Origin of the sequence: Pseudoxanthomonas sp. (genome assembly GCF_002863005.1) — a bacterium.
GTDB lineage: Bacteria > Pseudomonadota > Gammaproteobacteria > Xanthomonadales > Xanthomonadaceae > Pseudoxanthomonas_A.
The window spans coordinates 1-26,421 of record NZ_PKDG01000004.1 but is presented as its reverse complement, the minus strand read 5'-3'; the positions used below and the strand labels follow the sequence as shown (position 1 = coordinate 26,421).

The 26,421-nt window shown below is 67.0% G+C and carries 27 protein-coding genes and 2 pseudogenes; 14 read left to right on the top strand and 15 right to left on the bottom strand.

Going from position 1 to position 26,421, the window contains the following annotated elements; all coding sequences use genetic code 11:
• Positions 1-80: 80 nt before the first annotated feature.
• Positions 81-1,670 carry a serine hydrolase gene (locus CYU89_RS00470; protein ID WP_296278305.1) on the top strand — a complete coding sequence of 530 codons (1,590 nt, stop codon included), beginning with the start codon at positions 81-83 and terminating at the stop codon, positions 1,668-1,670.
• 144 nt (positions 1,671-1,814) lie between these two features.
• Here CYU89_RS00470 and CYU89_RS00465 read toward each other — a convergent pair whose 3' ends face one another.
• Complete coding sequence (locus CYU89_RS00465; RefSeq protein WP_296278251.1) at positions 1,815-2,249, bottom strand: FKBP-type peptidyl-prolyl cis-trans isomerase; 435 nt, start codon at positions 2,247-2,249, stop codon at positions 1,815-1,817.
• A 75-nt stretch (positions 2,250-2,324) separates the two neighbouring features.
• Between CYU89_RS00465 and CYU89_RS00460 the strand changes: the two genes are divergently transcribed.
• A complete protein-coding gene (locus CYU89_RS00460) occupies positions 2,325-2,687 on the top strand; it encodes a DUF6164 family protein (RefSeq protein ID WP_296278250.1) in 363 nt (120 codons plus the stop codon).
• A 40-nt stretch (positions 2,688-2,727) separates the two neighbouring features.
• Here the strand turns inward: CYU89_RS00460 and CYU89_RS00455 are convergent, their stop codons facing one another.
• On the bottom strand, positions 2,728-3,177 hold the full coding sequence (locus tag CYU89_RS00455) for an SRPBCC family protein (RefSeq protein WP_296278249.1): 450 nt from the start codon (positions 3,175-3,177) through the stop codon (positions 2,728-2,730).
• Positions 3,174-3,536 carry a metalloregulator ArsR/SmtB family transcription factor gene (locus CYU89_RS00450; protein WP_296278248.1) on the bottom strand — a complete coding sequence of 121 codons (363 nt, stop codon included), beginning with the start codon at positions 3,534-3,536 and terminating at the stop codon, positions 3,174-3,176. The genes CYU89_RS00455 and CYU89_RS00450 overlap by 4 nt, the downstream gene beginning before the upstream one ends.
• An 86-nt stretch (positions 3,537-3,622) precedes the next feature.
• Here CYU89_RS00450 and CYU89_RS00445 point away from each other — a divergent pair, with 86 nt between their 5' ends.
• The 4 genes from CYU89_RS00445 to CYU89_RS00430 all read left to right on the top strand — a co-directional run bounded on the left by CYU89_RS00445 (position 3,623) and on the right by CYU89_RS00430 (position 7,806).
• Complete coding sequence (locus CYU89_RS00445; protein WP_296278247.1) at positions 3,623-4,372, top strand: sulfurtransferase; 750 nt, start codon at positions 3,623-3,625, stop codon at positions 4,370-4,372.
• Entirely contained in the window at positions 4,369-5,937 is a 1,569-nt protein-coding gene (locus CYU89_RS00440; RefSeq protein WP_296278246.1) for a YdiU family protein, read from the top strand. Before CYU89_RS00445 ends, CYU89_RS00440 begins: the two co-directional genes overlap by 4 nt.
• A 131-nt stretch (positions 5,938-6,068) precedes the next feature.
• Positions 6,069-6,740 carry a glutathione S-transferase gene (locus CYU89_RS00435; protein WP_296278245.1) on the top strand — a complete coding sequence of 224 codons (672 nt, stop codon included), beginning with the start codon at positions 6,069-6,071 and terminating at the stop codon, positions 6,738-6,740.
• Positions 6,741-6,825: 85 nt separating this feature from the next.
• Entirely contained in the window at positions 6,826-7,806 is a 981-nt protein-coding gene (locus CYU89_RS00430) for an LLM class flavin-dependent oxidoreductase (protein WP_296278244.1), read from the top strand.
• Positions 7,807-7,866: 60 nt separating this feature from the next.
• Here CYU89_RS00430 and CYU89_RS00425 read toward each other — a convergent pair whose 3' ends face one another.
• The 3 genes and pseudogenes from CYU89_RS00425 to CYU89_RS00415 all read right to left on the bottom strand — a co-directional run bounded on the left by CYU89_RS00425 (position 7,867) and on the right by CYU89_RS00415 (position 11,290).
• Positions 7,867-9,477 carry a carboxylesterase/lipase family protein gene (locus CYU89_RS00425; RefSeq protein ID WP_296278243.1) on the bottom strand — a complete coding sequence of 537 codons (1,611 nt, stop codon included), beginning with the start codon at positions 9,475-9,477 and terminating at the stop codon, positions 7,867-7,869.
• A gap of 69 nt (positions 9,478-9,546) precedes the next feature.
• Positions 9,547-10,728: pseudogene (locus CYU89_RS00420) on the bottom strand (NAD(P)/FAD-dependent oxidoreductase).
• A gap of 4 nt (positions 10,729-10,732) precedes the next feature.
• Positions 10,733-11,290 (bottom strand): YaeQ family protein, encoded by a 558-nt coding sequence (locus tag CYU89_RS00415; RefSeq protein WP_296278242.1) that lies wholly within the window; start codon positions 11,288-11,290, stop codon positions 10,733-10,735.
• Positions 11,291-11,600: 310 nt separating this feature from the next.
• Between CYU89_RS00415 and CYU89_RS00410 the strand changes: the two genes are divergently transcribed.
• Positions 11,601-11,810, top strand: coding sequence for a cold-shock protein (locus CYU89_RS00410; RefSeq protein ID WP_296278241.1), 210 nt, complete (start codon positions 11,601-11,603; stop codon positions 11,808-11,810).
• Between the two features lie 174 nt (positions 11,811-11,984).
• Here the strand turns inward: CYU89_RS00410 and dbpA are convergent, their stop codons facing one another.
• From dbpA to CYU89_RS00390, 4 genes are read right to left on the bottom strand one after another with little or no spacing between them, the layout of a single operon-like run.
• Positions 11,985-13,361, bottom strand: a complete 1,377-nt coding sequence (gene dbpA / locus CYU89_RS00405) for an ATP-dependent RNA helicase DbpA (protein WP_296278240.1) — start codon at positions 13,359-13,361, stop codon at positions 11,985-11,987.
• Positions 13,362-13,402: 41 nt separating this feature from the next.
• Positions 13,403-13,837, bottom strand: coding sequence for a barstar family protein (locus tag CYU89_RS00400; protein ID WP_296278239.1), 435 nt, complete (start codon positions 13,835-13,837; stop codon positions 13,403-13,405).
• Positions 13,834-14,406 carry a ribonuclease domain-containing protein gene (locus tag CYU89_RS00395; protein ID WP_296278238.1) on the bottom strand — a complete coding sequence of 191 codons (573 nt, stop codon included), beginning with the start codon at positions 14,404-14,406 and terminating at the stop codon, positions 13,834-13,836. Before CYU89_RS00395 ends, CYU89_RS00400 begins: the two co-directional genes overlap by 4 nt.
• Positions 14,407-14,413: 7 nt before the next feature.
• On the bottom strand, positions 14,414-15,421 hold the full coding sequence (locus tag CYU89_RS00390) for a YbaY family lipoprotein (protein WP_296278237.1): 1,008 nt from the start codon (positions 15,419-15,421) through the stop codon (positions 14,414-14,416).
• Positions 15,422-15,618: 197 nt separating this feature from the next.
• Between CYU89_RS00390 and CYU89_RS00385 the strand changes: the two genes are divergently transcribed.
• Positions 15,619-16,371 (top strand): glutathione S-transferase family protein, encoded by a 753-nt coding sequence (locus tag CYU89_RS00385; protein ID WP_296278236.1) that lies wholly within the window; start codon positions 15,619-15,621, stop codon positions 16,369-16,371.
• A 125-nt stretch (positions 16,372-16,496) separates the two neighbouring features.
• On the opposite strand, the pseudogene CYU89_RS00380 reads toward CYU89_RS00385, so the two are convergent.
• A pseudogene (locus CYU89_RS00380) lies at positions 16,497-18,185 on the bottom strand (M14 family metallopeptidase); the annotation flags it as partial.
• Positions 18,186-18,399: 214 nt separating this feature from the next.
• Here CYU89_RS00380 and CYU89_RS00375 point away from each other — a divergent pair.
• The 3 genes from CYU89_RS00375 to CYU89_RS00365 all read left to right on the top strand — a co-directional run bounded on the left by CYU89_RS00375 (position 18,400) and on the right by CYU89_RS00365 (position 21,482).
• Positions 18,400-20,067, top strand: a complete 1,668-nt coding sequence (locus CYU89_RS00375) for an MFS transporter (protein WP_296278234.1) — start codon at positions 18,400-18,402, stop codon at positions 20,065-20,067.
• Positions 20,068-20,076: 9 nt separating this feature from the next.
• Positions 20,077-20,691, top strand: a complete 615-nt coding sequence (locus CYU89_RS00370) for a rhomboid family intramembrane serine protease (RefSeq protein WP_296278233.1) — start codon at positions 20,077-20,079, stop codon at positions 20,689-20,691.
• Between the two features lie 80 nt (positions 20,692-20,771).
• Positions 20,772-21,482 (top strand): hypothetical protein, encoded by a 711-nt coding sequence (locus CYU89_RS00365; protein WP_296278232.1) that lies wholly within the window; start codon positions 20,772-20,774, stop codon positions 21,480-21,482.
• 144 nt (positions 21,483-21,626) lie between these two features.
• Here the strand turns inward: CYU89_RS00365 and CYU89_RS00360 are convergent, their stop codons facing one another.
• Positions 21,627-21,830, bottom strand: coding sequence for a hypothetical protein (locus CYU89_RS00360; RefSeq protein WP_296278231.1), 204 nt, complete (start codon positions 21,828-21,830; stop codon positions 21,627-21,629).
• Between the two features lie 199 nt (positions 21,831-22,029).
• Between CYU89_RS00360 and CYU89_RS00355 the strand changes: the two genes are divergently transcribed.
• From CYU89_RS00355 to cfa, 3 genes are all read left to right on the top strand, one after another.
• Positions 22,030-22,323: a GNAT family N-acetyltransferase gene (locus tag CYU89_RS00355; RefSeq protein WP_296278230.1), complete on the top strand. Its 294-nt coding sequence runs from the start codon at positions 22,030-22,032 to the stop codon at positions 22,321-22,323.
• A 66-nt stretch (positions 22,324-22,389) separates the two neighbouring features.
• Positions 22,390-23,238 carry a DUF3298 and DUF4163 domain-containing protein gene (locus CYU89_RS00350; protein WP_296278229.1) on the top strand — a complete coding sequence of 283 codons (849 nt, stop codon included), beginning with the start codon at positions 22,390-22,392 and terminating at the stop codon, positions 23,236-23,238.
• A 5-nt stretch (positions 23,239-23,243) separates the two neighbouring features.
• Complete coding sequence (cfa, locus tag CYU89_RS00345; protein ID WP_296278228.1) at positions 23,244-24,362, top strand: cyclopropane fatty acyl phospholipid synthase; 1,119 nt, start codon at positions 23,244-23,246, stop codon at positions 24,360-24,362.
• A gap of 63 nt (positions 24,363-24,425) precedes the next feature.
• Here cfa and pilH read toward each other — a convergent pair whose 3' ends face one another.
• From pilH to CYU89_RS00330, 3 genes are all read right to left on the bottom strand, one after another.
• On the bottom strand, positions 24,426-24,818 hold the full coding sequence (gene pilH, locus CYU89_RS00340; protein ID WP_055942820.1) for a twitching motility response regulator PilH: 393 nt from the start codon (positions 24,816-24,818) through the stop codon (positions 24,426-24,428).
• A 102-nt stretch (positions 24,819-24,920) separates the two neighbouring features.
• Positions 24,921-25,919 (bottom strand): oxidoreductase, encoded by a 999-nt coding sequence (locus CYU89_RS00335; protein WP_296278227.1) that lies wholly within the window; start codon positions 25,917-25,919, stop codon positions 24,921-24,923.
• A gap of 111 nt (positions 25,920-26,030) precedes the next feature.
• Positions 26,031-26,421 (bottom strand): GIY-YIG nuclease family protein (locus CYU89_RS00330; protein ID WP_343125233.1); only part of this gene is annotated, 391 nt, incomplete at its 5' end.

Genomic DNA, 26,421 nt, shown 5'->3' with positions numbered 1-26,421 from the left:
GTGCCCGGACAGCACTCCCGGCGGATGCACGGCCTGCGGTATCGTCGTGCGCAACACGTGAAGGGGATCTGCCGATGTCGATGTCGCCTGCGGTCGCGCGCCGCGCGCTCTTGCTGCTCTGCCTTGCCACGCCGGTGGCGCTCGCCGGGGCGCCATCGCCGCCGCCCGAGTTGCAGGATATCGATGCCTACGTCGAATCGGTGCGCAAGGCGTTCGATGTACCGGGCATCGCGGTGGCGGTGGTGAAGGACGGCGAGGTGGTGCTGGCGAAAGGCTGGGGCGAGCGCGAGCTCGGCAAGCCGGCCAAGGTCGACGCGCACACGATGTTCGCCATCGCCTCGAACACGAAAGCGTTCACCTCGGCCTCGCTGTCCATGCTGGCCGGCGAAGGCAAACTCTCCCTGGAAGACCGCGTGATCGACCACCTGCCATGGTTCCGCATGGCCGATCCTTATGTCACCCGCGAGATGCGCATCCGCGACCTGCTGGTTCACCGCAGCGGGCTGGGACTGGGTGCGGGCGACCTGCTGTACTGGCCCACCACCACCTACAGCAACCGCGAAGTGGCCGAGCGCCTGCGCGATGTGCCGTTGAGCGGCGGGTTCCGCGAACGCTATGCCTACGACAACATCCTCTACGGTGTGGCCCAGCTGGTGGTGGAGCAGGCCAGCGGCCAGTCCTACGCCCAGTTCCTGCGCACGCGTTTCTTCCAGCCGCTGGACATGCGCGAGACGCGCTACAACAGCGATGCGCTGAAGCCGGGCGACAATGTCGCCACCGGCCACGCCATGGCCGACTTCACCACGCTGCAGCCGGCGCCGCGGATGACGTGGCGCAATGTGGCCGGCGCCGGTGGCCTCTATGCCAGCGTGAACGACATGGCGAAATGGATGAATACCCAGCTCGCCGGCGGCACCTATCGGGATGCGCAGGGGCGCGAGCATGCGCTGTTCACGCCGGAGCGCCAGAGGGCGATGTGGTCGCTGGTCACGCCGATCCCGATCCCGGAACCCAAGGTGGAGGCGCTGAAGGCCGCCAAGCCGAACTTTCTCGGCTACGGCGAAGGCTGGATGGTCTCGGATTTCCAGGGCCGCAAGCTGGTGTGGCATACCGGCGGATGGCCGGGCATGGTCTCGCGCGTGACGCTGGTGCCGGAGCGCAAGCTCGGTGTCGTGGTACTGACGAACCAGGAGGTGGGTGCGGCCTTCAATGCCGTGACGCTGAAGGTACTGGATGCCTACCTTGCGAACAGCGGCACCGACTGGCTGGCCGCCTACCAGGCGCAGGTGGCGCAGGCCAAGGGCAACGCCGACGAACACTGGCAGAAACTGCAGGCCGCGCGCGACGCCACGTCGGAGCCCTCGCTGCCGCTGGCGAAATACGCCGGCACGCTGCGCGACCCGTGGTATGGCGATGTCGTCGTGGCCCAGGAAGGCGAGCGCCTGGTGCTGCGCTTCAGCCGCACGCCGGAACTGGTCGGCGACCTGCAGCACTGGCAGCACGACACCTTCGTGGTGCGCTGGCGCGAACGCTGGCTCAACGCCGACGCCTTCCTGACGTATTCGCTGAAACCCGACGGCGGCATCCGCGAGGCGCGGATGGAAGCGATCTCGCCGCTGACCGATTTCAGTTTCGACTTCCACGACCTGCGGCTGGCGCCGGTGGAGTAGCCGTGGCCTCCTCTGCAGGAGCGACGTGAGTCGCGACCGCGAGAAAAAAGGACACGTGAACCGTCGACGCCGCGCGCGAGTTTCCGCGCCGTGCGGTCAGGCTGCGCGGTCGCGACTGACGTCGCTCCTACAGAACCCACGCCCTCACTCGTGTGCCTTCACGTCCAGCAGTTCCACGTCGAACACCAGCGAAGCGTTCGGCGGAATGACGCCGCCGGCACCGCTGCTGCCGTAGGCGAGGTCGCCCGGGATCTTCAGCGTGCGCTTGCCGCCGACTTTCATGCCGGCCACCCCGTCGTCCCAGCCCCGGATGACCTGGCCGGCGCCCAGCAGGAAGGTGAAGGGCTCGCCGCGGTCGACCGAGCTGTCGAACTTCATGCCTCGTTGCTGCGGCGCCGTCTCGTCGTACAACCAGCCGGTGTAGTGCACGGTGACGTCGCTGCCGCGGGTGGCGATGGCGCCACTGCCTGCCTGCGTGTCGATGCGTTGCAGGTCGGCCACGCTGCCGCCAGGCGGCGGACCGGCAGGCGTACAGGCAGCGAGCAGGGTCAGCGAGAAGGCGAGCAGCAGGGAGCGCATGAGTCGTCCGGATGAGAGGGGTGTGCAGGGTACCGCACGCCGGTGCGCCCGACGTCGACCCGCTAGACTGTCCCGATGGCCAAACTGTTCCTCAATCTGCGCAACGTGCCCGTAGACGAAGCCGACGACGTGCGCCAACTGCTGCGCGCCAACGCGATCGACTTCTACGAAACCCCGCCCAGCCCGTGGGGCATCTCCGCCGGCGGCCTGTGGATCGACGATGCGGACCAGCTGGTGCGCGCGAAGACGCTGATGGCGGGCTATCAGGCGAAGCGTCGCGAGCACGCACGGTCCGAACGCGCCACCGCCGAGCGCGAAGGGCACGCCGAGACGTTCGCCGGGCTGCTGCGCGATCGGCCGCTGTACGTCGTCGGCATCCTGGCCGCGATGCTCTTCATCGTCGCGGTGACGCTGGCATTGCCCTGGTTGCTGCTCTGACGGCTGGGCGGCTTGCCCGGTCTGAGTTCAGTACCGAGGATCAGAACAGCCGCTGCAGGGCCTCGAGCATCGTGCTCCAGCCCTGCTGCGTGCGGTCGGCATAGTCGGCCCAGGCGCGCGGAAGGGTATGGGTCAGGCGCAGCTCGCAGCCGGCGGGTGTCGGCGTGAGCACGATATCGACCCGGCTGCCGTCCTGATCGGCCTCGCCGGCGATGGTCCAGGTGAACGACAGCCGGTGCGGCCGGTCGATGACGAGATACTCGCCGACGTGGTCGATGCGCTCGCCGTCGCGCTCGACCAGCATCGAGAAGCGGCCACCGACGCGCGCATCCACGTCCAGGCGCAGCAGTTTCTCCTCGCGAATGTCGGGACCCATCATCCACTGGCCCAGCAGGCGCGGCGTCAGCCACGCGTCGAAAACACGTTCGGCAGAGGCCGTGAAGGCGCGTTGCACGGTGACATCGACCGTGCCTGGGGCGGAAGAGGTCATGGCTGTTCCCGGGTAGGCGTGGCGGAAGGTGGGGTGTCCGCTTGCAGGACGGTATCGAGCGCGTCGAGGCGGGCGGTCCAGAACTGCGCGTACTCGCGCAACCACGCCTCGCCATCGGCCAGCGCCTGGGGTTGCAGGTAGCACAGGTGGGTGCGGCCGCGGATCTGGCGCGTGACCAGTCCGGCGCGCTCCAGGACCTTGATGTGCTTGGACGCCGCCGCCAGCGAGATCCGGAACGGTGCCGCCAGTTCGCCCACGCTGCGGGCCTGCCCCCGCAGGCTGCGCAGCATGCGGCGGCGCGTGCCATCCGCCAGGGCGTGGAAGACGGCATCGAGTTGCGGGGCATCATGTTCAACCATATGGTTGAGTATTGGCTCGATCATCACCTACTGTCAACCATCTGGTTGAATAAAGGGGAAAGGCTGACGGGCGGTAAAATCGCGACATGGTCACCAACATCGCCGCCTATCACTTCACGCCCATCGACGCGCCCCAGACATTCGCGGCCACGCTGCGCACGCGTGCCGAAACGCTGTCGCTGCGCGGGTCGGTCCTGGTGGCGGGCGAAGGGTTGAACATGTTCCTGGCCGGTGAGGCGGAGGCCATCGCCGCTTTCCTCGCACCGCTGCACGAGGATGCGCGCTTCGCCGGCCTGCGCGTGAAGTACAGCTACAGCCGCCGGGCTCCCTTCGCCCGCCTCAAGGTCAAGGTGAAGCCGGAAATCATCAGCTTCCGCCGTCCCGGCACGACGCCGGAGAGCGCTCGCGCGCCGGTCGTCGAACCGCGCACGCTGGCGCGCTGGCTGGAGCAGGGCCACGACGACACGGGACGCCGCGTGGTGATGCTGGATACGCGCAACGCACAGGAGACCGAACACGGCACCTTCGCCGGCGCGCTGACGCTGCCGATCGACAAGTTCACCGATCTTCCGGCCGCATTGGCGCCGCATCGCGATGCACTGAAGGACGCTACCGTCGTCAGCTTCTGCACCGGCGGCATCCGCTGCGAGAAGGCGGCCTTGTGGATGCAGGCCGATGGCATGGACAACGTGCTGCAACTCGACGACGGCATCCTCGGCTACTTCGAGCAGGTCGGCGGTTTCGGTTATGAGGGTGCCTGCTTCGTGTTCGACGAGCGGGTGGCGCTGTGGCCCGACCTGACGCCGCAGATGGACGCGCCTGCGGACGCCGCATGAGCGGCCTGGACGCGCTGCGCTTCGACAATCGCTTCGTCCGCGAGCTGCCGGGGGACCCGGAGCAGGGATACCGGCGTCGCGAGGTTCGAGGCGCGGTGTGGTCGCCGGCCCAGCCCACGCCCGTTGCCGCGCCGACGCTGCTGGCGCATTCGCCCGACGTCGCGGCGCTGCTGAATCTGGAAGAGGCGGATGTCGCGTCCCACGCCTTCGCGCAGGTGTTCGGCGGCAATGCCCTGTTGCCGGGCATGCAGCCTTACGCCGGCAACTACGGCGGCCACCAGTTCGGCCAGTGGGCGGGCCAGCTTGGCGACGGCCGCGCCATCACCCTGGGCGAAGTGATCAATGCGCGGGGTGAACGCTGGGAGCTGCAGCTCAAGGGCGCCGGACCGACGCCGTATTCGCGTACCGCCGACGGGCGCGCGGTGCTCCGCTCGTCTATCCGCGAGTTCCTTTGCAGCGAGGCCATGCACCATCTCGGCGTACCGACGACGCGCGCCCTGAGCCTGGTCGGTACCGGCGAACAGGTGGTGCGCGACATGTTCTACGACGGTCACCCGAAAGCGGAACCCGGCGCGATCGTCTGCCGCGTGGCGCCGTCGTTCCTGCGCTTCGGCCATTACCAGTTGCCGTCCTCGCGCGGCGAAACCGATCTCCTGCGCGCGCTGGTGGATTTCACGCTCCGCCGCGATTTTCCCCACCTGTCCGGCGAAGGCGAGGCGCTGTATGCCGCGTGGTTCGCCGAGGTCTGCGAACGCACGGCGGTGATGGTGGCGCACTGGATGCGCGTGGGATTCGTCCATGGGGTGATGAACACGGACAACATGTCGGTGCTTGGCCTGACCATCGACTACGGCCCCTACGGCTGGGTCGATGACTATGATCCGGACTGGACGCCGAACACCACCGATGCGCAGGGCCGTCGCTACCGCTTCGGCTGGCAGCCGCGCGTGGCGGGCTGGAACCTCACCCGGTTCGCCCATGCACTCTCGCCCCTGTTCGAAGGCGTGGACGCGTTGCAGGACGGGCTGCAGGCCTTTGCCGATACCCATGCGGCCGAGGAACGCGAGACCGTCGCGCGCAAGCTGGGCCTGGCGGCATGTCGCGACGGCGATCTCGAGCATATGCAGGATCTGCAGGCGTTGTTGCAGCAGTGCGAGGTCGACATGACCCTGTTCTTCCGTGCACTGATCGATGCGGACCTGGGCGATGCCTCGCTGGCTTCGTTCGACGACGCGTTCTACGACGCCGGCAAGCGCGAACGCGTGGCGCCAGCGCTCCGCGATTGGCTGGCAGCGCACGCGCGCCGGCTCGACGATGATCCGCTCGATCCCGCGACGCGCCGCGAGCGCATGCGCCTGGCCAACCCCCGCTACGTGCTGCGGAATTACCTGACGCAGCAGGCGATCGAGGCGGCCGAAGGCGGCGACCTGTCCGGGGTACACGATCTGCTGACCGTCATGCGCCGGCCCTACGACGACCAGCCCGGCCGCGAGCGGTTCGCGCAGCGCCGGCCGGACTGGGCACGTGACCGTGCGGGATGTTCGATGCTGTCGTGTAGTTCATAGGGCGTGATGACAGGTGTGGGAGCGACGTGAGTTGCGATCGCTTTCCCTGCTCCGTCATCGCGACTCACGTCGCTTCCACAACGGCATATGCCGCGAGGTAGGATGGCGGACCCCACGCGGAGCGCTGGCGCATGCTCACCGTCCACCACCTCAACAACTCCCGTTCCCAGCGCGTGCTCTGGCTGCTCGAGGAACTGGGCTTGGATTACGCCGTGGTGCGCTACCAGCGCGACCCGAAGACAATGCTGGCGCCACTGGAATTGAAGAAGGTGCATCCATTGGGCAAATCCCCGGTGGTCGTGGATGGCGATCACGTGCTGGCCGAGTCCGGCGCGGTGCTCGAATACCTGGTGGAACGCTACGACGCCGCGCGCCGGTTCGCGCCGTCGCCGGGCACCGCCGAGCACCTGCGCTATCGCTACTGGCTGCACTATGCCGAAGGCTCGGCGATGCCGCCGATGCTGCTGAGCCTGGTGTTCTCGCGCCTGAAGAAAGCCCCCATGCCCTTCTTCGCACGGCCGGTGGCACGCGGCATCGCCGACAAGGCGATGAGGACCTTCGTCGGGCCCCAGGTGAAGCTGCACCTAGATTACATGAACGCCGAACTGGGCAAGGCCGCGTGGTTCGCGGGCGATCAGTTCAGTGCGGCCGACATCCAGATGAGTTTCCCGGTGGAAGCGGCGGCCGTGCGCGCCGGACTCGATGCTTACCCGAACCTCGCCGGCTTCCTGCAGCGCATCCATTCGCGACCCGCTTACCAGCGTGCCCTGGCCCAGGGCGGCCCGTTCGACCTGATGGGCTGAGCGGGATACAGCATCCCGCACGCGGCGGTGGAATCCGTCGCCGCGGATCCCCATGACGATGTCATCGTCATCGCAAGGCCGTTCCATGATCCCGTATTCGCTCCTCGATCTTGCCCCCGTCTGCGAGGGCAGCGACACCACGCAGGCGTTCGTCCACATGCGCGACCTGGCGCAGCACGCCGAGCGCTGGGGCTACACCCGCTACTGGCTGGCCGAGCACCACAACATGCCGGGCATCGCCAGCGCCGCGACGGCCGTGTTGATCGGTCACGTCGCCGGTGCGACGTCGACGATCCGCGTCGGTTCCGGCGGCATCATGCTGCCGAACCATTCACCGCTGCAGGTGGCCGAGCAGTTCGGCACGCTCGCGTCGCTGTATCCCGGCCGCATTGACCTCGGCCTGGGTCGCGCACCGGGCACCGACCAGGCGACCGCACGCGCCTTGCGGCGCTACTTCGACAGTGCCGAGCAGTTCCCGCAGGACGTGCAGGAAGTGCTGCGCTACTTCGAGCCGGCACAGGACGGGCAGGCCGTGCGTGCCGTGCCGGGTGCGGGACTCGAGGTGCCCGTGTGGCTGCTCGGTTCCAGCCTGTTCGGCGCGCAACTCGCGGCCGCGCTGGGCTTGCCCTATGCGTTCGCATCGCATTTCGCGCCCGACGCGATGGACCAGGCGCTCTTGCTGTACCACCGCGATTTCCGTCCCTCGAAGCGTCTGGCCAAGCCGCACGCGATGCTCGCCCTGAACGTCGTGGCCGCCGAGACGGACGAGGAAGCGCGCTACCTGTTCACCACCCAACAGCAGGCCTTCGTCAACCTGCGTCGAGGCCGTGCGGGACGGGTGCCGCCGCCGATCGACGACATCGAGGCCTTCTGGGAGCCGCACGAAAAGGCCGGCGTCGCGCAGGCGCTGGCGTGCGCGGTCGTCGGCAGCCGCGATACCGTGCGCAAGGGCATCGCCGACTTCATCCAGCGGCATCGCCCGGATGAGCTGATGCTGACCGCCAACATCTTCGACCACGGCAAGCGCCTGCGTTCGTTCGAGATCGCCGCCGACGTCATGTCGTAGCGTGCGCCACGCGCACGACCGCAACGATGAGGGCCATCGCAGTCGTGCCCGCAGCGCACGCTACATGGTGCCCCGCTGGATGAAGGGCACGCGCTCGTAGAGCCTGCGCTCGCCGCCACGCGGATCGTCCTGCAGGGACGATTCGTCGTCGAACACCATGGTCTGCCGCTGTGGCAGGGTGTATGGACGCCATGCGGGGATGCCCGCATGGTTCGGGTCGCCGTGGCGGGCGAGGGCGATCAACGCATCGCTCATGCGCGCCGCCATGGCGCGGGCGCGGGCGTCGGTCCCTGTCTTCGATCCTTCTTTCGCGATGTTGTCGAACACCAGCGGAATGTCGAGCGTGTGGAACGCGCGCAGCTTTCCACCGTCTGCCGGCGAACGCCAGTCGAGTTGGTAGACCCACGCCGGCGATCCTTGTCGCGCGCGCGCTTCGGCCTCGACGATGGCGCCGCGCCATGAGCGCCCGGCGGTGGTCGCCGCGAAGAAGACCTCCGACGGCGTGTAGTCCGGATACAGGCGCCGGTATTCGGAGATCACCACGTCTGGTGACACATCCACGAACTGCTGCTCGCGGAGCTTCTGCGGGAGCTGTTCCCAGGTCAGGCTGAAGTTCGCCGGATCGTTGCCCAGGAAGGCGCGCGTCTCGTCGCGCGTATTGCCGATGACCATCGGGATGCCGGCGGACTGCGCGGGCGCATCGGGGTAGAACGGATGCCGCGGAAGCTGGTGCGTATCCAGCACAGGGCCGAAGTAGAGCGCGGTGTCCTCCACGCGCGACGGGTCGCGCACCCGCGTGGCGTCCAGAAGGCGGGCCATCGGCATCGTCAGCAGGCGATCCACATCGCGAGGGCCCAGGCCCAGTTCGGCCATGAACAGCGCCGTGCGCTGCGCGGCGGCGCGCGGGCCGGCCGCGGTGACCTGCTGGCCGCTCATCGTCATCGCCTTGTGGAACAGGCGATCGGCCTCCGGCATGGCCATCAGCGTGGCGATCTTGGCGCCGCCGCCGGACTGGCCGAACACGGTGACGTTGTCAGCATCGCCACCGAATGCATGTGCGTGCTCGCGGACCCAGCTCAGCGCGTCGATCAGATCGAGCTGCCCGACGTTGCCCGACTCCCGCACGCGCTCGTCGCCGCTTTCGCCCAGATAGAGGTAGCCGAACGCGTTGAGCCGATGATTGACGGTGACGACGACGACGTCGCCACGAAGACAGAGGTTCGCGCCGTCGTAGAGCGGATGCGAGCCTGAGCCGTTGTTGTAGCCGCCGCCATGGATGTAGACCAGTATCGGGCGCTTCCCACCATCGCGTAGAGCCGGCGTGTAGACGTTCAGGAACAGACAGTCTTCGCTGACCGGTTGCCCGTCGGCGTCACCGCGCTGCGGAGCCGAGGCGCCGAAGCGGGAGGCATCCCGCACGCCCGTCCAGCCGGTCTCGCGCAGGGCGCGCTGGAAGCGTCGGCGGGTGGTGTCGCCGGCGTAAGGAATGCCGCGGAACACCTGGACGCCGCCGTCGGTGGTCCCTGCAACGCGGCCACTGCGTGTCGTGGCGACGGGTTGGCGCTGCGCGCTGGCGCCGAAGGGCAACGTGGAGGCCAGCAGGGCCAGCCCGGACGTGCCGGCGACCTGCGCCAGGAACTGCCGACGGGAAGGAGGAGGGGAGGCCGCCATGGAAACCTTGTGATGACACCGGTTTCCAGAGGCTAACAAACCGCTCCCGGACAGAAACGCCGCACTGCGTCAGACGGCCGTGCCCGCAGCATGGCCCGATGCCCACGCCCACTGGAAGTTGTAGCCGCCCAGCCAGCCGGTGACATCCAGCACTTCGCCGACGAAGAACAGGCCGGGCACACGCTTGGACATCATCGTGCTGCTGGAGACGCCGTCGGTGTCCACGCCCCCGAGGGTCACTTCGGCCGTGCGATAGCCCTCGGTTCCGCTGGCGACCAGCGGCCAGTCGGCGATCAGGGCGGCGGCCTCTTTCAGCTGGGGAGCGTTGAACTGCTTCATCGGGCGGTTGGGCAGCCAGACCTCGCACAGGCGCTGCGCGAAACGACGTGGCAACGCGTCGGACAGGACGGTCTTCAGTTCGGCATCCGGCCGCTGCTGCTGTTGTGCCTGCAGCCATGCCAGCGTGTCGCGGTCCGGCAGCAGGTCCAGGCGCAGGTCGTCGCCCGGCTGCCAGTACGAGGAGATCTGCAGGATCGACGGGCCGCTGACGCCGCGGTGGGTCAGCAGCATGAAGTTGCGGAAGCGCGCCTTGCCGCAGCGTGCCTCGACCGGGAACGACACGCCGCTCAGGTCGGCCAGGCGCTCCTGGTGCTTGCCGCTCAGCGTTAGCGGCACCAAGCCGGCGCGCGTAGGCAGCACGTCGTGGCCGAACCGGCGCGCAAGATCGTAGCCGAAACCGGTCGCGCCCATGCTCGGGATGGACAGTCCGCCGGTGGCCACCACCAGCGACGGCGCGGCCACGCGCCCCAGCGGGGTGTCCAGGCGGAACACGCCGTCCGTCTGTTCGACGTTACCGACACTGCAGCCCGTCTCGATATGCACGCCGGCGGCCAGGCATTCGTCCACCAGCAGCTTCACGATCAGCTTGGACGAGACATCGCAGAACAGCTGCCCGAGTTCCTTCTCGTGGTAGGCGATGCGGTGTTGCTCGACCAGTGCGATGAAATCGCCCGGCGTTTAGCGCGCCAGCGCCGACTTGCAGAAGTGCGGATTGGCGGAAAGGAAGTTGGCCGGCGTGGTGCCGGTATTGGTGAAGTTGCAGCGCCCGCCGCCGGACATCAGAATCTTCTTGCCGACCTTGTTGGCGTGTTCGATCACCAGCACGCGCAGGCCGCGCCGGCCGGCGGTCAAGGCGGCCATCAGGCCGGCCGCACCGCCTCCGACCACCAGTACGTCGTGGGTGGGCGCCATGCGGTCAGGCGGCCCGCGCGAGACCCGCCTGGCGGACGGTCGGCGTGATGGCGACCACCTGGTCGTCGGTCATCCATTGCATCTCGCCGTCCTGGATCATCACGTTGAAGCGCATGCTGCGGACCATGAGCGCCGTGATGGCAGCCACCGACTCGGGCGCGATGTCCAGCACGGTCAGGTTGCGGTGACGGGCCAGCAATGCCGCATTCCTGTCCCACCACAGGTCGGCGGCGCGCCCCCCGTAATTGACCACGATGACCTCGTGGGCCCGCCCGCACGCCTTGCGGATACGCGATTCGTCGGGCTGGCCCAGGTCGATCCACTGTTCGATCAACCCCGTGTAATCCTTGCGCCACAGGTCGGGCTCTTCCTCGTTGCTGAGGCCCTTGCCGAATTCCAGGCGGTCCTGCGCCATCAGGGCGAAGGCGATCAGCCGGACCATCAGCCGCTCATCGGTTTCGGACGGGTGCTGCGCCAAGGTCAGGTTGTGGGTGCCGTAGTAGTGGCGGTCCATGTCGCTGATCTGCAGTTCGGCTTTGACGACGGTGGACTTGAGCGCCATGGCAGGGGTTCGGAAAACGGGGCGCCATGATACGCCGGCGGCGGAGCCTGCCCGCCGTCGGCTGCAATCGGTTAAAGCCTGCCGGGAAAGAGCCCTGTTCAGCTTTCTTGCAAAAGGGATTCGCTTTTACATGAAAAGCCCGGTAGAGTGCGCGGCACTGTGCTTGCCAGGGTCACCGTGAATCGTGAGCCTGATGCGGTAGATACATCTGCTACATCTTCCCGCTTTACCAACGCCTGCAAACCCAGTCCCGTCCCGGTCATATGCCGGGGTTGTGGTCCTTTCATCCATGTTTCAGGAGTTAGTAAAGATGTCTGATCGTCAGACCGGTACCGTCAAGTGGTTCAACGACGCCAAGGGCTTCGGCTTCATCACCCCGCAGAGCGGCCCCGACCTGTTCGTGCACTTCCGCTCGATCCAGGGCAATGGCTTCAAGTCGCTGAAGGAAGGCCAGTCGGTCTCCTTCGTCGCCGTGCAGGGCCAGAAGGGCATGCAGGCCGACCAGGTGCAGCCGCTGTAATCCAGCGCTGAACCCGATGGTTCAAGAAGACGCCGGTGCGCAAGCGCCGGCGTTTTTGTTTGTGGGCAGGAATTCGCACGATCCGTAGGACCACCCCATGGGTGCGATGCTGTTGCCTTGTGATCCTGAAAAAAGCATCGCGCCCATGGGGCGCTCCTACAGGGCTGCAGGGTGTCAGAGCTTGCGCACGCGGAAGCTGCGGCCCTTGATCTTGCCGGCGTTGAGCCGCGACAGCGCGGCGGCGGCCTTGTCGCGTGCGACCGCCACATAGGTACGCGTCGGGAAGACGTTGATCTTGCCGATGGCAGACGCCGACAGGCCCGCATCGCCGGTCAGTGCGCCCAGTACATCGCCCGGCCGCAGCTTGTCGGTCTTGCCGGCGTCGATCCGCAGCGTGGTCATCGCGGCCGGAGGCGCAGTGTTGGCCTTGGGGGCGGGCGGTGCGTTGCGGTCCCACAACAGGGGAGCGCCGAGCCGTTCCTCGATGACCGCTGCGCGTGGCAGCTCGCGCGGTGTGCACAGGCTGATCGCCAGGCCATCGCGTCCGGCACGGCCGGTGCGGCCGATGCGGTGCACATAGGTGTCCGCGTCGCTGGGCATGTCGTAGTTGACCACCAGCGCCAGGTCCTCGATGTCCAGGCCGCGCGCAGCGACGTCGCTGGCGACCAGCACGTTGCAGCTGCGGTTGGCGAAGCGCACCAGCACCTCGTCGCGGTCGCGCTGCTCCATGTCGCCGTGCAGGGCGAGTGCGGAGAAGCCGAAGTGCTGCAATGAGATCGCGACTTCGTCCACGTCCTTGCGCATGTTGCAGAAGACCACCCCGGACTCGACGCGATGCTGCGCGAGCAGTCCCGCCAGCGTGGTCTGCTTGCGCGCGGGATCGACCTGCAGGAAACGCTGCTCGATCGCCGACTGCGCCTGTGGTGCGTCCACCGTCACTTCGAGGGGGTCGCGCAGCGTGTTGCGGGCGATGTCGCGGATGGCGTCGGTGAAGGTGGCCGAGAACAGCAGGCTCTGGCGGTCCTTCGGGGTCTTGCCGGTGATCTCGCGGATAGGCTCCTCGAATCCCATGTCGAGCATGCGGTCGGCCTCGTCGAGCACCAAGGTGCGCACGCCGCCCAGATGCAGCGCTTTCTTGCGCAGCAGTTCCTGGATGCGCCCGGGCGTACCGACGACCACCTGCGGGTCGTGCGCCTCCAGCGAGCGCAACTGGGGTTCGAGCGGCATGCCGCCGCACAGCGTCAGCACTTTCAGGTTGGGAAGTCCGACCGCGAGTTTGCGCAGTTGCTGCGCGACCTGGTCGGCCAGTTCGCGCGTCGGGCACAGCACCAATGCCTGGGTGCGCACGATGGCGATATCCAGCCGGTGCAGCAGCCCCAGGCCGAACGCGGCGGTCTTGCCGCTGCCGGTCGGCGCCTGCGCGATGACGTCGCGGCCGTCGAGGATGGCGGGCAGGCTGCGGGCCTGGATCGGGGTGGGCTGGGTGTAGCCGAGCGCCTGGACGCCCTGCTGCAGGCCGGGCGCCAGCGGAAGAGAGGTGAAATCGAGCATGCCGCATTTTCGCAGATAGCGGCGATCGCTGCCCGGCACCGCTACTGGAGGTCGGGAAAGTCCTCTTCCGGCAACGCGATGAAGGCCCAGAACGGCACGTCATCCACCGCCCAGGCCTGCGAGGCCTCGTCGAGCACGTCGAGCAGGGTGTCGAAATCCGCCTCGGCGCGGTCGCGCAGTTCATGCGCCTGCTCGAACAGCAGTACGTAACCCGGCGCTTCAAGCCAGGACAGGTCGCGCAGGCTGTCCGACAGCGCGTCCCAGTTGCGGCCCGATGTCTGCGGGAAATCCAGCACCGTCGCGATTCGGAGCAGCAGCGCGGACTTGCCGTCGCAGCCGGACAGGTCGATGCGGCGTGCCAGCAGGCCGGCATCGCGGCCGACGGCGGCCAAGGGGCCGAGGTCGTCTTCGGTAACGAAGAACACACCGGCGCGGGCGGGATCGGCAAGGCCGGGGTCGAAACCGGAGTCGCTCATCGCGCCGCTCCGCTGCCGATCTCGAAACGCCGGAAGCTCTCGTAGTGGTCGTCACTGTAGTAGTACTCGCGCGGAGGTTGCCCGCCGGCGACGATGCGGCGCTCGCCCCGGTGGTCCAGCCCCGGCGTGTCGACCGTGTACTCGCGGTAGTAACCTCGCTCCCGGCGCGGCAGGCGTCCTTCGCGGTTCTGGAACACGCTGCCGTCCTGCCGATGCGGGAAGGGGCCGCCGCGCTGTATCAGCGCGAGCGTCTGCCGTGCTTCCGGCGGCAGGAAGGCGGGCAGCGCGTCCGCGTCGCGAGCGGACGGTGCGGGCGTCGCCGGAGGCGCGACGTCGGGCACGTTGCCGGCCAGATCGCGGGGGCGTGTGTGTTCAACCGGCGGCAGCGCCAGCACGGCGCTGGTGTGCTTCGGATCGGGAGCGGCGTCGCGGGTGGCCGTAGCGGCGGCGGGAGCCTCGTCGCTTTGGGACCACCACCACGCACCCGCGCCGAGTACGAGCAGCGCAAGGAAGGCGAAGAGGGGAAGGCGTTGGCGGTTCTGGCGGCGTGCGCGGGAACGTCGACTCATGCGTGCATCATTCCGTCAGGAAGCGGCCGCAGCCGCGGTAGGTGTTGTCGCCGACCGTCAGGATCACGGAGGCCGGATAGGTGTTGTCGCTCATGCCGTCGTTGCAGCTTTCCTTCTTCGTGACGAGCGACACGGCCCGGCCATCGCCGGTACTGCCGGCGTAACCCTCGGCCGTCCTGCGGGCCTGCGGAACGTCGACCCTCTGTTCGCCATAGTCCAGTTCGGCCTGCAGCCGGGGCATTTCACCGCCGCCGACCTCGACCGACCAGCCAGGCTCGGTGCCCAGCCCGCGGAACACGCTGCCACGCGCCTTCGCGGCATCCCAGGGCGAGCCCTGTTCCGCGGCGAGGCAGGGCACCGCAGGCTCGCCCACAAGCGTCAGGGTAGCGTCCGTACCCTGGCTCCAGAACGTGTTGCCTGCGGCATCGGCATACCGCGTGCCGGATGCGCTCGTGGCATGGGGCAGGGTCAGGACGTCGCCACCGATATCCAGCGCCACCTGGTGCTTCGCGGTGTCGGGGCGGACGCCGATGCGCTGGTCGCCGCATTGCCAATAGGTGGTGCCGATCGGCGGGGTCGGTTCGGCGCCTGCCTGCACCATCCGGAATTCCACGGGTGACGTCGCGCCTGGCGTGACCGGCACGCGCGTGTCGGTGACGAACCAGAGCCTGCCTTCGGCATCGCGCAGGCCGGCATGCAGGCCGTACTGCCCGTTGCGGCGGAGCTTGGAGGCGTCATAGGGCAGGGAGAAGGCGAACGGTGGGCCCTGGAGGTCGGTGAAGTCCGCACGCGCGACGATGGCGGCCGGCGTGTCGGCCAGCTGGTTGTCGATCAACTCCACGCTCAGCACCGCGCCCGGCGGTGGCGCTATCCGTTGCAGATACGTCGCCCGCCCTTCGATCACGGTCGCAGGCGGCGTCGCGGCTGGTGCGTCATCGGCGGCCGGCGCGACAGGCGGCGACTGGCACGCTGCCAGCACCAGCAGGCAGGCGGTGGTCAGCAAAGGACGGAACATGACGTGCTCCCCGCAGGTGATGGCCCGTCAGCTTACCGATGGCGGACGTAATGGTCCGTCAACGCAGGGAGCGTCGATACGCGGACGTTTCTCCATGCCCGGCGCATGCGCGCATGCGTCGCCGCTGCGGGCCCAGCGTGGGGTTGACCCTTCGGGCTGGGCTGCGCACGCTGTCCGCACCCGAGCGGAGGCCGGACATGAGCGAACCCGTCACGATCATCGGCAACTACCTGTCGCCGTATGTGCGCAAGGTGCTGGTCTGTCTCGAACTGAAGGGCATCCCGTACCGGATCGATCCCATCGCACCGTTCGTCGGCAACGAGGAGTTCAGTCGCCTGAGTCCGCTCCGGCGCATCCCCGTGCTGCTGGATGGCGGGCTGGTCCTCAACGACTCCACGGTGATCTGCGAATATCTGCAGGACCGCTATCCCGACCCGTCGCTGTATCCGTCAGGCGCCGTGCCGCGGGCCCAGGCGCGTTGGCTCGAGGAATATGCGGACTCCCAGCTGGGCGACGTCATCGTCTGGCGCATGTTCTTCCAGAAAGGCGTGCGGCGCTTTCTCTTCAATGAAGGTACCGACGACGATGTCGTCCGCAAGGCCCGCGACGAAGAACTGCCCGTTGCGTTGGACTATCTGGAGTCGCAGCTGCCGGAGCGGGGCTGGATCTTCGGCGAGCTTTCGATCGCCGACATCACGCTTGCCGCCTTCTTCCGCAACGCCGTCTTCGTGTGTCATGACGTCGATGCGTCGCGGTGGCCGCGCGTGGCCGGGTTGCTGGAACGCGCCTGGGCGCTGTCCGCGTTCCAGACGCTGGCGACGTACGAGAACGACATGCTGCGTACCCCGCTGGACCAGCAGCGCAGCGTACTCGCAGCGATGGGCGCACCGCTCACCGAAACGACTCTCGGCAATGCGCCGGCACGCTACGGGATGCGGCGGCTGGCCTGAGCGCGCGCCTTGCCATGCCGACGGGCTGGCGCGGATCACGACCGCATGGCGAAAGCTCGGTGAACGTCGGTGGCCGCGCTGGCTGCAGGGTCCCGACATGCGCCGCGGCTGAAGGAGCGTCAGGGCTAAGGCGCCGTGTCGATGCGCAACACCGGATACAGCTGGTAGCGCTCGTCCCATGACGGATGCCTGCGGTAGAAAAACTCCAGCCGCGCGGCGGGATCGGCCGCGAAGGCCTTGTCTTCGCGCAGCCTGCGCTCGAACTCGGCCTTGATCGCGGGGTCGCGCAGCATCTCGCGCGCCACGCTTTCGGCCACATAGTCCTCCATGTACTCCTTGCGCTCGAAGGCGTTGTTGAAACGGCCCCAGGCTAGCAGGGAATCGGGTGCCAGCGGCTCCAGCAACGCCATCACCAGGCGCGCCTTGGCCTGCGCGATCGGAACGAACAGCGCGCCGCTGGGCGTGGTGCGCGCTTCGCGCGCCCACTCGCCCTCGACGGTCAGGCGCTGGTGCGTCTCCACGGAAGCGCTACCGAAGCTGCTCTTCGTCGCGCGGAACGCCTGCGCGTCGCCCTGCCACGGCTTGCCGAGCAGGCGGTACTCAACCCCATGCGTCTTCAGAACGGGCGCGACCCAGGCGGCTTCCGCGGCGGGGACCAGATAGCCGCCACGCGGTGCCTCCACGACGACGCCGGGACGGATGTCGTCCTTCAGCGGCACCTTCCAGATCTGCGGTGTGTTCTCGTCATAGCGCGTCATCAACGCGCCCGAGACGTCGGACTTCGTCCGGGTGTAGGCATAGCCACGGAAGTCGACCGTGCGGGACGTCGGGGCCGCGGCCCAGGTCAGCGGCTCAGCGGTGCCGGCCAGCTGCGTGGCGGAAGCATCCGCCTGCTTCGCGGCGGCGTACCACGCAGCGCCATCACGGGCGACGTGCTCCAACACCGAGACGACGGTGTTGCGGGTAATCCGCACGCGTACCGGGTACTCCTTCCACGAGTGCGTTTCCACCAGCATGCCGATGCGGTTGCGCAGCAGGAAATAGCCGTGGGAGAAGCGCGGCGGTGGCACGCTGTCCTCGAAGCCGGAGGTGGGATCGTCCTGCACCACGAACGAAGGGTAGTAGGGCAGCGGCAGCGACCCCTGCTTCGCCAGATCGTCGATCACGCCGCTGCGCAATGCGAGGCCGGCTTTGCGCAATCCGGCATCGCCGGCATGCACCGGCTCCACTTGGATGGAGATGTCGTGTTCGAACTGGGCACCATTGGTCGCATGCAGGTCCACGGCGACGATCGGGTCCCAACGCTGCACCAGCTGCAGCATGGCCTGCATTTCCGGCGTGTCCGCCTTCACGTAGTCGCGGTTGAGGTTGTAGTTCTGCGCGGTGGTCCGCCAGCCCATTTCCTTCGGGCCGCGCTGGTTGGGTCGGTTCCAGGCGCCGAAACGCTCGTGGCCATCGACGTTGAACACCGGCACGAACACCCAGACCAGTTTGTCGAGGGCGCCTGCGGCTGCCTTGCCTTCCAACACCTCGCGTAGCGCGAGGAAGCCCGCATCCTTGCCATCGATCTCGCCGGCGTGGATGCCGCCTTGCACGAGCACGACGGGCAACTGGCGGCGCTGTGCCTGTTCCGGCGTGAGCGCACCGCTAGTGGAGGCGACCAGCGCCTTCATCGGCCGACCCTCCGGCGTGGTGCCGAACGTGGTGCAGCGCACGGCCTTCGGATACTGCCGCGCGAAGGCATCGCAGAGCGCGACCACTTCATCGTACCGCCCGGTGTCGACGAATCCCGAACGCTCGGACGCCGTGGTGAGGGCAGGCTGGGCCTGCGCGAGCGGCACGAGGGCCAGCAACAGCGTGGTGCAGAGCGGTCGCAGCATGGTCATATCCTGAACAGGGCAGGGCGCATGATGCCCGGCAATCGCGGTCAGTCCCAGCCCCTGTCGGACGGGCGAATGCAGGTCTGGCGGTTCGACCCGCCGCAGCCCGATACGGTAACCTTCCGGGACTTTTTCACCGGAAGATCGGATGAGCACGACCGCAGAAGCCAGCCCGGGCCGCATGCCCCGCCAGATTCCCTACATCATCGGCAACGAGGCGTGCGAACGGTTCAGCTTCTACGGGATGCGCAACATCCTGGTGCCGTTCCTGATCAGTTCGGTGCTGCTGGCGTACCTGCCCGACCAGGCGGCGCGCGAGGGTGCGGCGAAGGATCTTTTCCACAGTTTCGTCATCGGTGTCTATTTCTTCCCGCTGCTGGGCGGTTGGCTGTCGGACCGCTACTTCGGCAAATACAACACCGTCCTGTGGTTTTCGCTCATCTACTGCGCGGGCCATGCGTGCCTGGCACTGTTCGAGAGCAACGCCACCGGTTTCTATACCGGCCTGTTCCTGATTGCGCTGGGGTCTGGCGGCATCAAGCCGCTGGTGGTGACGTTCTGCGGCGACCAGTTCGACCAGACCAACAAGAGCAAGGCGAAGGTCGTCTTCGATGCGTTCTACTGGATCATCAACTTCGGTTCGTTCTTCGCCTCGCTGCTGATGCCGCTGGTGCTGCGCAACTGGGGAGCGGCGTGGGCGTTCGGTATCCCGGGCATCCTGATGTTCATCGCCACGCTGATCTTCTGGGCGGGGCGCAAGAAGTACGTCAATGTGCCGCCGTCGCGCGGAACCGACCCGGACTCTTTTCTTAACATCGTGCGTAGCGCGCTGTTGGGCAACGAGCGTGGCCTGGGCACCGCGATCGCCGCCGTTGGCGTGATCGGCGCCGCGGCGATGCTGGTGCTGTGGGCGTTGAAGTTCGCAGGGGTTGGCCTCTGGCCCGACGCCTGGGGTTTCGTGATTACCGCTTGCCTCGCGCTCGGCGCCATCATTGCCGGCGTCGGTTTCGGCGCATCGTTGCAGCTCGAACGGGCGCGTGGCCTGCACCCGGATGCCGCCATCGAAGGCGTTCGTTCGGTGCTCCGCATCCTGATCGTATTCGCCCTGGTCACGCCCTTCTGGTCGCTGTTCGACCAGAAGGCGTCGACCTGGGTCATCCAGGGCCGGGCGATGTTCGTGCCGGGCGACGCATGGTGGTGGCCCAGCTTCCTGATCCAGCCGCCCACCGCGTTGATGGGCACCGAGGAATATACGAAGCAGATATCCGCGGCCGCTGCGCAGATGCAGTCGCTCAACCCGCTGATGGTCATGCTGCTGATCCCGTTCAACAACCTGGTGCTGTACCCCGCACTGCGGAAGATGGGCTTCAACGTCACCGCGCTGCGCCGCATGGGGTGGGGCATCGCGATCTCCGCGTTGTCCTGGATCGTGGCAGGCCTGCTGCAGCTGCAGATGGACGACGGTGAAAAGGTCTCGCTCGCATGGCAGGCGTTGCCTTATCTGTTGCTGACCTTCGGCGAAGTGCTGGTGTCGGCGACGGCGCTGGAGTTCGCCTACAGCCAGGCCCCGATGGCGATGAAGGGCGTGATCATGGCGTTCTGGTACCTCACCAGCACCTTCGGCGGCTTGTGGGTGCTGCTGACGAATGCCAGCGTGCGCGACCCGGCCGTGATCGGCTGGATCCAGGGGCAGGGCTGGACCGAGAACGCGTTCCTGATGTTCTTCTTCGCTGGCTTCGCGTTCGTCGCGGCGCTGGCGTTCGCGCTGTACGCACGTACGTATCCGATGCAGGACAACTACCGCACCGCGGCCTGAGGAACCAGCATGACCGCCCCCATCACCCTGCTGCTGATCGCGGCGACCTGCGTGGTGAGCCTCATCGCGCTGCGCACGCCATCGCTGTTGATGCGACTGATCCTGTGGCCGCCGGCCATCGATCGCCACCGTCAGTACGACCGGCTGGTGACGTATGGCTTCATCCACGCCGACATCTGGCACCTGTTCTTCAACATGTTCACGCTGTTCTTCTTCGGGCGCCAGATCGAAGGCTGGATGGCCGAGCAGAAGGGGCCGTGGGTTTTCCCGCTGTTCTACTTCTCGGCACTGGTGGTGTCGATCCTGCCAACCTACCTGAAGCACCAGAAGGACCCGAATTACCGCAGCCTGGGCGCGTCCGGTGCGGTGTCGGCGGTGCTGTTCGCCTTCATCCTGCTGGCCCCCTGGGCTACGATCGGGGTGTTCTTCATTCCCATGCCGGCCATCGTGTTCGCCGTGCTGTACATCGCTTACAGCATCTGGATGGACAAGCGCGGCGGCGACAACATCAACCATGGTGCCCACCTGGCGGGTGCCGCCTACGGGGTGCTTTTCCTGGTGGTGATGGATGCGGAGGTGGTGCAACACTTCCTGCAGGAGCTCTCGCGCCCGAGCTTCGGTTAAGCCGACCTTGCGGCTTTGCTCACCTGCATTGAAGGTGGGCCATGCTATCCCGGGGTCGTGTCCCACCCGTGGAGCCGCACATGGCGACCCGCAAAGCTGTAGCGAAAAAGGCAGTCAAGAAAGTCGCAGGCAAGGCAGCGTCCAGTAAGCGCGCAAGCAAACCCGTAAAGAAGGTCCCGGCCAAGACCTCCGCCAGAACGGTGACGGCCAAGAAGACCGCGCCGAGGAAGACTGCGACCAAGAAGGCCGCAACCAAGAAGGCCGCAACCAAGAAGGCCGCAACCAAGAAGGCCGCAACCAAGAAGGCCGCGAAGCAGGCGCCGACATCTCCGGCAACGAAGAAGGCGGCACCCAACGTAGCGAAGAAGACCACAGGCATTGCCGCCCCGAGGAAAGCGGTCGAGCAGCCAGCCAGGAAGGCGGTTTCGAAGGCGGCGAAAAAGGTCGCCGCAACAACGGTAGCGCGGCGGACGCCGAGCGTACGCAAGGGGACGACAAAGAAGGCGACCGCGCGCAAACGTGCGCCCCGGAAGATTACCCCGGCGCAGGCGCTGGCCAACGCCCGGTCGTTGCTCGAGCAGAAGCAGGCGCATGATCGGCAGCCCGCGTCATGGCAGCAATTGGACCAGGATGGGCAGGGTGCCACGGCGACAGCGGGCTTCGTATCGAACGAGGCGGCTGACAAGGCGATGGAACTGCATGCTGCGGAAAGCCGGCTCAAAGCGATCCAGGGCAGCGCAGGCACGCAGGATCGTCGCAACCAGGGCAAACGGGATAATCGCGGCGAATAGTGAACCGCGGCGGGATCGATGGGAGGGAATGTTTCGTTCTGCCTGCTTCGACGAAGCAGGTGGGACGGGACTCCGACGCGGCAGTCACACCCGAAGGCGGACCCCTGCGCCGCGCCGGAGCACCCGATGAAGAGGTGCGGCGACTCAGTCCACCAGGGAATGCACGGCGTGTACGCCCGCCTTCTCGCTGCCGGAGTAGGCCGACATCAGGCGCTCGTACACGGCGTTGTTGAGGCGTTCGAATTCCCAGGCGTCGGTATGGCCGGTCACCGTGAGCTGGAACAGACCTTCCAGCAGGGTGAAATTGTTGGCGTTGGAGACGTCGGGCAGTGTGTCGATCAGGCTCATGGCGAAACTCCGAGAGGCAGGTCTATGGTCCGTACCTCGCAGCAATCGTGCCAACGTCGAAACTGCGAAGTCGATCACGCTCACTGGCGCTCCTCATGCCTTTCACAAGCATGAATGTGACGCGCTGCGTCCAGTTCTGCCACGGCGCCGGCTGGGCAGTGGGTCACAATGCCATTGAGCCCCTCACCACGGAGACGCCATGACCGACGACCTGCCTGCCTTCGACCTGCATCACGACGCGGACTCTCGCCGCTTTTCCACCCGCCTGGAGGGTCACGAAGCCGAACTCGTCTATTCCCTGCGGGACGGGCGCATGGTCATCGAGCACACGGGTGTGCCGGAGGCGATCGGCGGACGGGGGATCGCGGCCGCGCTGGTCAAGGCGGCGCTGGACCATGCACGGACACAGGGATGGCGCGTGGTGCCTGCATGTTCCTATTCCGCCGCGTACGTCCAGCGTCATCCCCAGTACGCTGATCTGGTGGATGCCTGAGCGTGATGGAGGCTGCACGGGCGCCGCCTTAGAATGATCGCCATCACACTCGGAAGGAGCCCGAACGTGTCACCCCCCCCCTTGTCACGCCACCTTTTCCCCCACGCGAGCCTGGTTCTGGTCGCCGCACTCGCACTGGCGGCCTGCCAGCGCGAGACGCCGCCGGCATCCGACGCGGCCGGCGAACCGCCGCCTCCCGTGGCCACGCCGGCGGCCACCGCCGGAGCGCCGGTCGAATTGAAGGATGTCATCGAAAGCAACGACCGCTATGTCATCGGCATCAGCTATCCCGCGGCCGTCAATCGCCATCCCGGGCTGGCGAAGGCGCTGTCGGACTACACGGCCGCCGAGCGCGCCGAACTGATGCAGGCCGTCGACGCCTTCGGCAACGACAAGCCGTCGGCACCCTACGAGCTTTCCCTGGCATTCGAGCAGGTAGTGGATACCCCGCAGATCGTCGCGGTGGCGGCGGATGGCAGCCGCTACACGGGCGGCGCACACGGCCAGCCGCTGATCGCGCGCTTCGTCTGGTTGCCGCAGCAGGACGCGCGCCTGACCGCGGCCGCGCTGATCCCCGGCACCAAGGGCTGGCAGGCCGTCAGCGACTACGTCCGCGAACAGCTGCACACCGCCGTGGTGAACCGTGCCGACGAGGACGAACTCGCCCCGGTGGACCGCGCCGCCCTGATCAAGAGCACGTTCCGGATGATCGACGAAGGCACCGAACCCGACGCTGCCAACTTCAGCGAATTCGTGCCGGTGCTGGATGCGGCAGGCCGCATCACGGCCCTTCGCTTCGTCTTCCCCCCCTACCAGGTGGGCCCGTACGCCGACGGTACGCAGACGGTGGACGTGCCTGCTGCCTTGCTGCTGCCGCACGTCGCCCCGGCGTACGCGGAGCTCTTCGCGCGCTGACCGACATGCCGCACGCCCGCTTCGAGCGCAGGATCGCAGACCTGTTGGCCGGAGCGGATGTGCGGATCGGGGGCGACCGCCCCTGGGATATCCGGATCCACGACCCCCGCTTCCATGCCCGGGTGCTGGGGCAGGGGTCGCTGGGATTGGGCGAAAGCTACATGGACGGCTGGTGGGACAGCCCCTCGCTCGATGGTCTGCTGTTCCGCCTGCTTGCCGCCGGCGTGGACGAACAGGTACACGGTGCAGGGGAGCTGTTCGATGCGCTGCGCGCCCGCCTGACCAACCTGCAGTCGCCGCATCGCAGTGGCGAAGTAGGGCGCCGCCATTACGACCTCGGCAACGATCTCTACGCCGCGATGCTGGGCCGCCGCCTGGTCTACAGCTGCGGCTACTGGCGCGACGCCACCGATCTCGACGCAGCGCAGGAAGCGAAGCTGGAGCTGGTCTGCCGCAAGCTCCGCCTGCTGCCTGGCATGCGGGTGCTCGACATCGGCTGTGGCTGGGGTGAAGCGCTCAAGTTCGCCGTGGAGCGCTATGGCGTTGAAGGCGTGGGGATCACGGTCTCCAGGGAGCAGGCGGCGTATGCCAGGCAGCTGTGCGCCGGATTGCCGGTCGAGATCCGCCTGCAGGACTATCGGGCGCTGCGAGAGCCCTTCGACGCGGCGTTCTCGCTGGGCATGTTCGAACACGTGGGAGTGAAGAACTACGCCACCTATTTCGACGTCGTTCGCCATTGCCTGCCGCCGGAAGGCCTGTTCCTGCTGCATACCATCGGGGGAAACCGATCGGTGCGACGGACAGATCCCTGGATCGCGCGGTACATCTTCCCCAATTCCATGCTGCCATCGGCGGCGCAGATCGCCGCGGCGGTGGAAGGACGGTTCGTCATCGAGGACTGGCACAACTTCGGCGCCGACTACGACCGTACGCTGCAGGCGTGGCAGGACAACGTGGAATCGGCCTGGGCATCCCTGGACACGCGTTACGACGCGCGCTTCCGCCGGATGTGGCGGTTCTACCTGGCCGCGTCCATGGCCACGTTCCGCAGCCGCCGCTCGCAGCTGTGGCAGCTGGTGCTTTCGCCACGCGGTGTACCGGGCGGCTACATGGCGCCACGTTGAACGGACACGCAAACGAAAAGAGCAGGCCGGGGCCTGCTCTTCAGCGTGCAATCGCGACCGGCGTCAGGCGGAGGGCGCGGAAGGCAGTTCGCGCGCGTTGAAGATGCGCTCGATGACCTCGGCCAGTTCGTCTTCCGAGAACGGCTTGGTCAGGTATGCCTTGGCGCCCTGGCGAAGGCCCCACATGCGGTCCGTATCCTGGTCCTTGGTGGTCACCAGGATCACCGGAATGTGCTTGGTGGTGGCCTCGCGGCTCAGCGTGCGCGTGGCCTGGAACCCGTTGAGGTTCGGCATCACCACGTCCATCAGCACCATGTCGGGCAGCTCGCGCTTGGCGACTTCCACGCCCGCGGCGCCGTCCTCGGCGGTGATGGATTCGTGCCCCAGTTTCTCGACGATGCGCTGGATGCCCAGCAGTTGCGACGGTGAATCGTCGACGATCAGAATCTTTGCCATGGATGTCCCCAGTGTTCCCCGACACCGATTTTAGACCTTGTCCGTGACAACACAATGGGCTGGGCGGCCAACGGACAACGTCCGTCGCGCCGCCGATGCCGTTCATCCCATTCGTACCAGGGTGCGTCCGAACGAGCGCCCGTCCAGCATGGTGCGGAACACCTCCGGCAACCCTGCCAGCGTGGTTTCGCGGGTGCAGATGGTCTCGAGGTGCCGCGGCTTCCAGTCGCTGGCGAGGTGCTGCCAGACCTGTTCGCGGATGTCGCGCGCGGTGCCGGCCGATGCCACGCCGAGCAGCGATACACCCCGAATTATGAAGGGCATCACAGTTATGGGCAGGTCGGCACTCGCGGCAAGACCGGCGCTCGCCACGTTGCCATACGGCGTGGTCTGCGCCAGCAGGCTGGCGAGCATGGGGCCACCGACGTTGTCGAGTCCGCCGCCGAAGCGCGCGGATTCCATCGGGCGCGCCTTCGCGAGCGCATCGCGACCCAGTACCTCGGTGGCGCCGATCGACGTCAGGTAGGCCGCGTTCTCGGGCTTGCCACTGATCGCGTGCACCTCGAACCCGGCCCTGCTGAAGATATCGACGGCCAGTGAGCCGACGCCGCCGGTGGCACCGGTGACCGCGAGCGGACCGAGATCGGGCGTCTGGCGGTTTTCCCGCATGCGATACAGCGCCAGTGCGGCCGTGAACCCTGCCGTGCCCAGGATCATGCTTTCGCGCAGGCTCAGGCCGGTGGGCAGGGGAATGACCCACTTGGCATCGAGACGCGCGTAGTCGGCGTAGCCGCCGTCGCGGGTTTCGCTGAGTCCCGACCCGGTCACCAGTACCGCATCGCCCTCCTTGAAGGCGGGATCGGTGGAGGCCACGACGTGGCCGGCCACGTCGATGCCGCCGACCAGCGGGAAGCGACGCAGGATCTTGCCTTCGCCTGTGCCGGCGAGCGCATCCTTGTAGTTGACCGATGAGTAGGCGGTCTTGATGACCACTTCACCGGGATTCAGCGCATCGAGCGTGAGCGACTCGATGCCGCTGCGATAGCCGGTGTCGTCACTGTGGATGCGGAAGGCGTTGAAGGCGGTGGAAGGCAGGGTCATGCGTGTGCTCCGTCATCCCGGCGAAAGCCGGGACCCAGTGACCTGGATTCTGCGGTCATTGCCGGATAAATGCCAAAGCGTCGACATGCGACTTTGGTCCGGCATGCAGGCTCATGCGATTCCACCATACAGGTCAAGCCAGTACGGATTCGTGTCCTCGATGAGTCTCAGTTTCCATTCGCGCTTCCACTCTTTCAGGGCTTTCTCCCGCGCGATGGCAGACGGCATTGTGTCGTGCGACTCGTACCAGACCAACGTGTGGACGCGGTAGCGGCGAGTAAAGCCGGAGACCTGGTCGTTCTTGTGCTGCCAAACGCGTGACGCCAGATCGGACGTGACGCCGATATAGAGCGTTCCATTGCGTTGGCTCGCCAGGATGTAAACGCAGGGATTGCGCTGTCGCATCGGGCACTCCTTGCCCTGTTTGGTCCCGACGCGATCCTGCGCTCTTGCACGTTTCACTTTCAAGCGAAAGTCGCTGGGTCCCGGCTTTCGCCGGGAT

Excerpts from the sequence above, each read along its gene's own strand:
- CYU89_RS00470 (WP_296278305.1), top strand. The coding sequence starts at position 81 with ATGTCGCCTGCGGTCGCGCGCCGCGCGCTCTTGCTGCTCTGCCTTGCC.
- CYU89_RS00465 (WP_296278251.1), bottom strand. The coding sequence starts at position 2,249 with ATGCGCTCCCTGCTGCTCGCCTTCTCGCTGACCCTGCTCGCTGCCTGT.
- CYU89_RS00460 (WP_296278250.1), top strand. The coding sequence starts at position 2,325 with ATGGCCAAACTGTTCCTCAATCTGCGCAACGTGCCCGTAGACGAAGCC.
- CYU89_RS00455 (WP_296278249.1), bottom strand. The coding sequence starts at position 3,177 with ATGACCTCTTCCGCCCCAGGCACGGTCGATGTCACCGTGCAACGCGCC.
- CYU89_RS00450 (WP_296278248.1), bottom strand. The coding sequence starts at position 3,536 with ATGGTTGAACATGATGCCCCGCAACTCGATGCCGTCTTCCACGCCCTG.
- CYU89_RS00445 (WP_296278247.1), top strand. The coding sequence starts at position 3,623 with ATGGTCACCAACATCGCCGCCTATCACTTCACGCCCATCGACGCGCCC.
- CYU89_RS00440 (WP_296278246.1), top strand. The coding sequence starts at position 4,369 with ATGAGCGGCCTGGACGCGCTGCGCTTCGACAATCGCTTCGTCCGCGAG.
- CYU89_RS00435 (WP_296278245.1), top strand. The coding sequence starts at position 6,069 with ATGCTCACCGTCCACCACCTCAACAACTCCCGTTCCCAGCGCGTGCTC.
- CYU89_RS00430 (WP_296278244.1), top strand. The coding sequence starts at position 6,826 with ATGATCCCGTATTCGCTCCTCGATCTTGCCCCCGTCTGCGAGGGCAGC.
- CYU89_RS00425 (WP_296278243.1), bottom strand. The coding sequence starts at position 9,477 with ATGGCGGCCTCCCCTCCTCCTTCCCGTCGGCAGTTCCTGGCGCAGGTC.
- CYU89_RS00415 (WP_296278242.1), bottom strand. The coding sequence starts at position 11,290 with ATGGCGCTCAAGTCCACCGTCGTCAAAGCCGAACTGCAGATCAGCGAC.
- CYU89_RS00410 (WP_296278241.1), top strand. The coding sequence starts at position 11,601 with ATGTCTGATCGTCAGACCGGTACCGTCAAGTGGTTCAACGACGCCAAG.
- dbpA (WP_296278240.1), bottom strand. The coding sequence starts at position 13,361 with ATGCTCGATTTCACCTCTCTTCCGCTGGCGCCCGGCCTGCAGCAGGGC.
- CYU89_RS00400 (WP_296278239.1), bottom strand. The coding sequence starts at position 13,837 with ATGAGCGACTCCGGTTTCGACCCCGGCCTTGCCGATCCCGCCCGCGCC.
- CYU89_RS00395 (WP_296278238.1), bottom strand. The coding sequence starts at position 14,406 with ATGAGTCGACGTTCCCGCGCACGCCGCCAGAACCGCCAACGCCTTCCC.
- CYU89_RS00390 (WP_296278237.1), bottom strand. The coding sequence starts at position 15,421 with ATGTTCCGTCCTTTGCTGACCACCGCCTGCCTGCTGGTGCTGGCAGCG.
- CYU89_RS00385 (WP_296278236.1), top strand. The coding sequence starts at position 15,619 with ATGAGCGAACCCGTCACGATCATCGGCAACTACCTGTCGCCGTATGTG.
- CYU89_RS00375 (WP_296278234.1), top strand. The coding sequence starts at position 18,400 with ATGAGCACGACCGCAGAAGCCAGCCCGGGCCGCATGCCCCGCCAGATT.
- CYU89_RS00370 (WP_296278233.1), top strand. The coding sequence starts at position 20,077 with ATGACCGCCCCCATCACCCTGCTGCTGATCGCGGCGACCTGCGTGGTG.
- CYU89_RS00365 (WP_296278232.1), top strand. The coding sequence starts at position 20,772 with ATGGCGACCCGCAAAGCTGTAGCGAAAAAGGCAGTCAAGAAAGTCGCA.
- CYU89_RS00360 (WP_296278231.1), bottom strand. The coding sequence starts at position 21,830 with ATGAGCCTGATCGACACACTGCCCGACGTCTCCAACGCCAACAATTTC.
- CYU89_RS00355 (WP_296278230.1), top strand. The coding sequence starts at position 22,030 with ATGACCGACGACCTGCCTGCCTTCGACCTGCATCACGACGCGGACTCT.
- cfa (WP_296278228.1), top strand. The coding sequence starts at position 23,244 with ATGCCGCACGCCCGCTTCGAGCGCAGGATCGCAGACCTGTTGGCCGGA.
- pilH (WP_055942820.1), bottom strand. The coding sequence starts at position 24,818 with ATGGCAAAGATTCTGATCGTCGACGATTCACCGTCGCAACTGCTGGGC.
- CYU89_RS00335 (WP_296278227.1), bottom strand. The coding sequence starts at position 25,919 with ATGACCCTGCCTTCCACCGCCTTCAACGCCTTCCGCATCCACAGTGAC.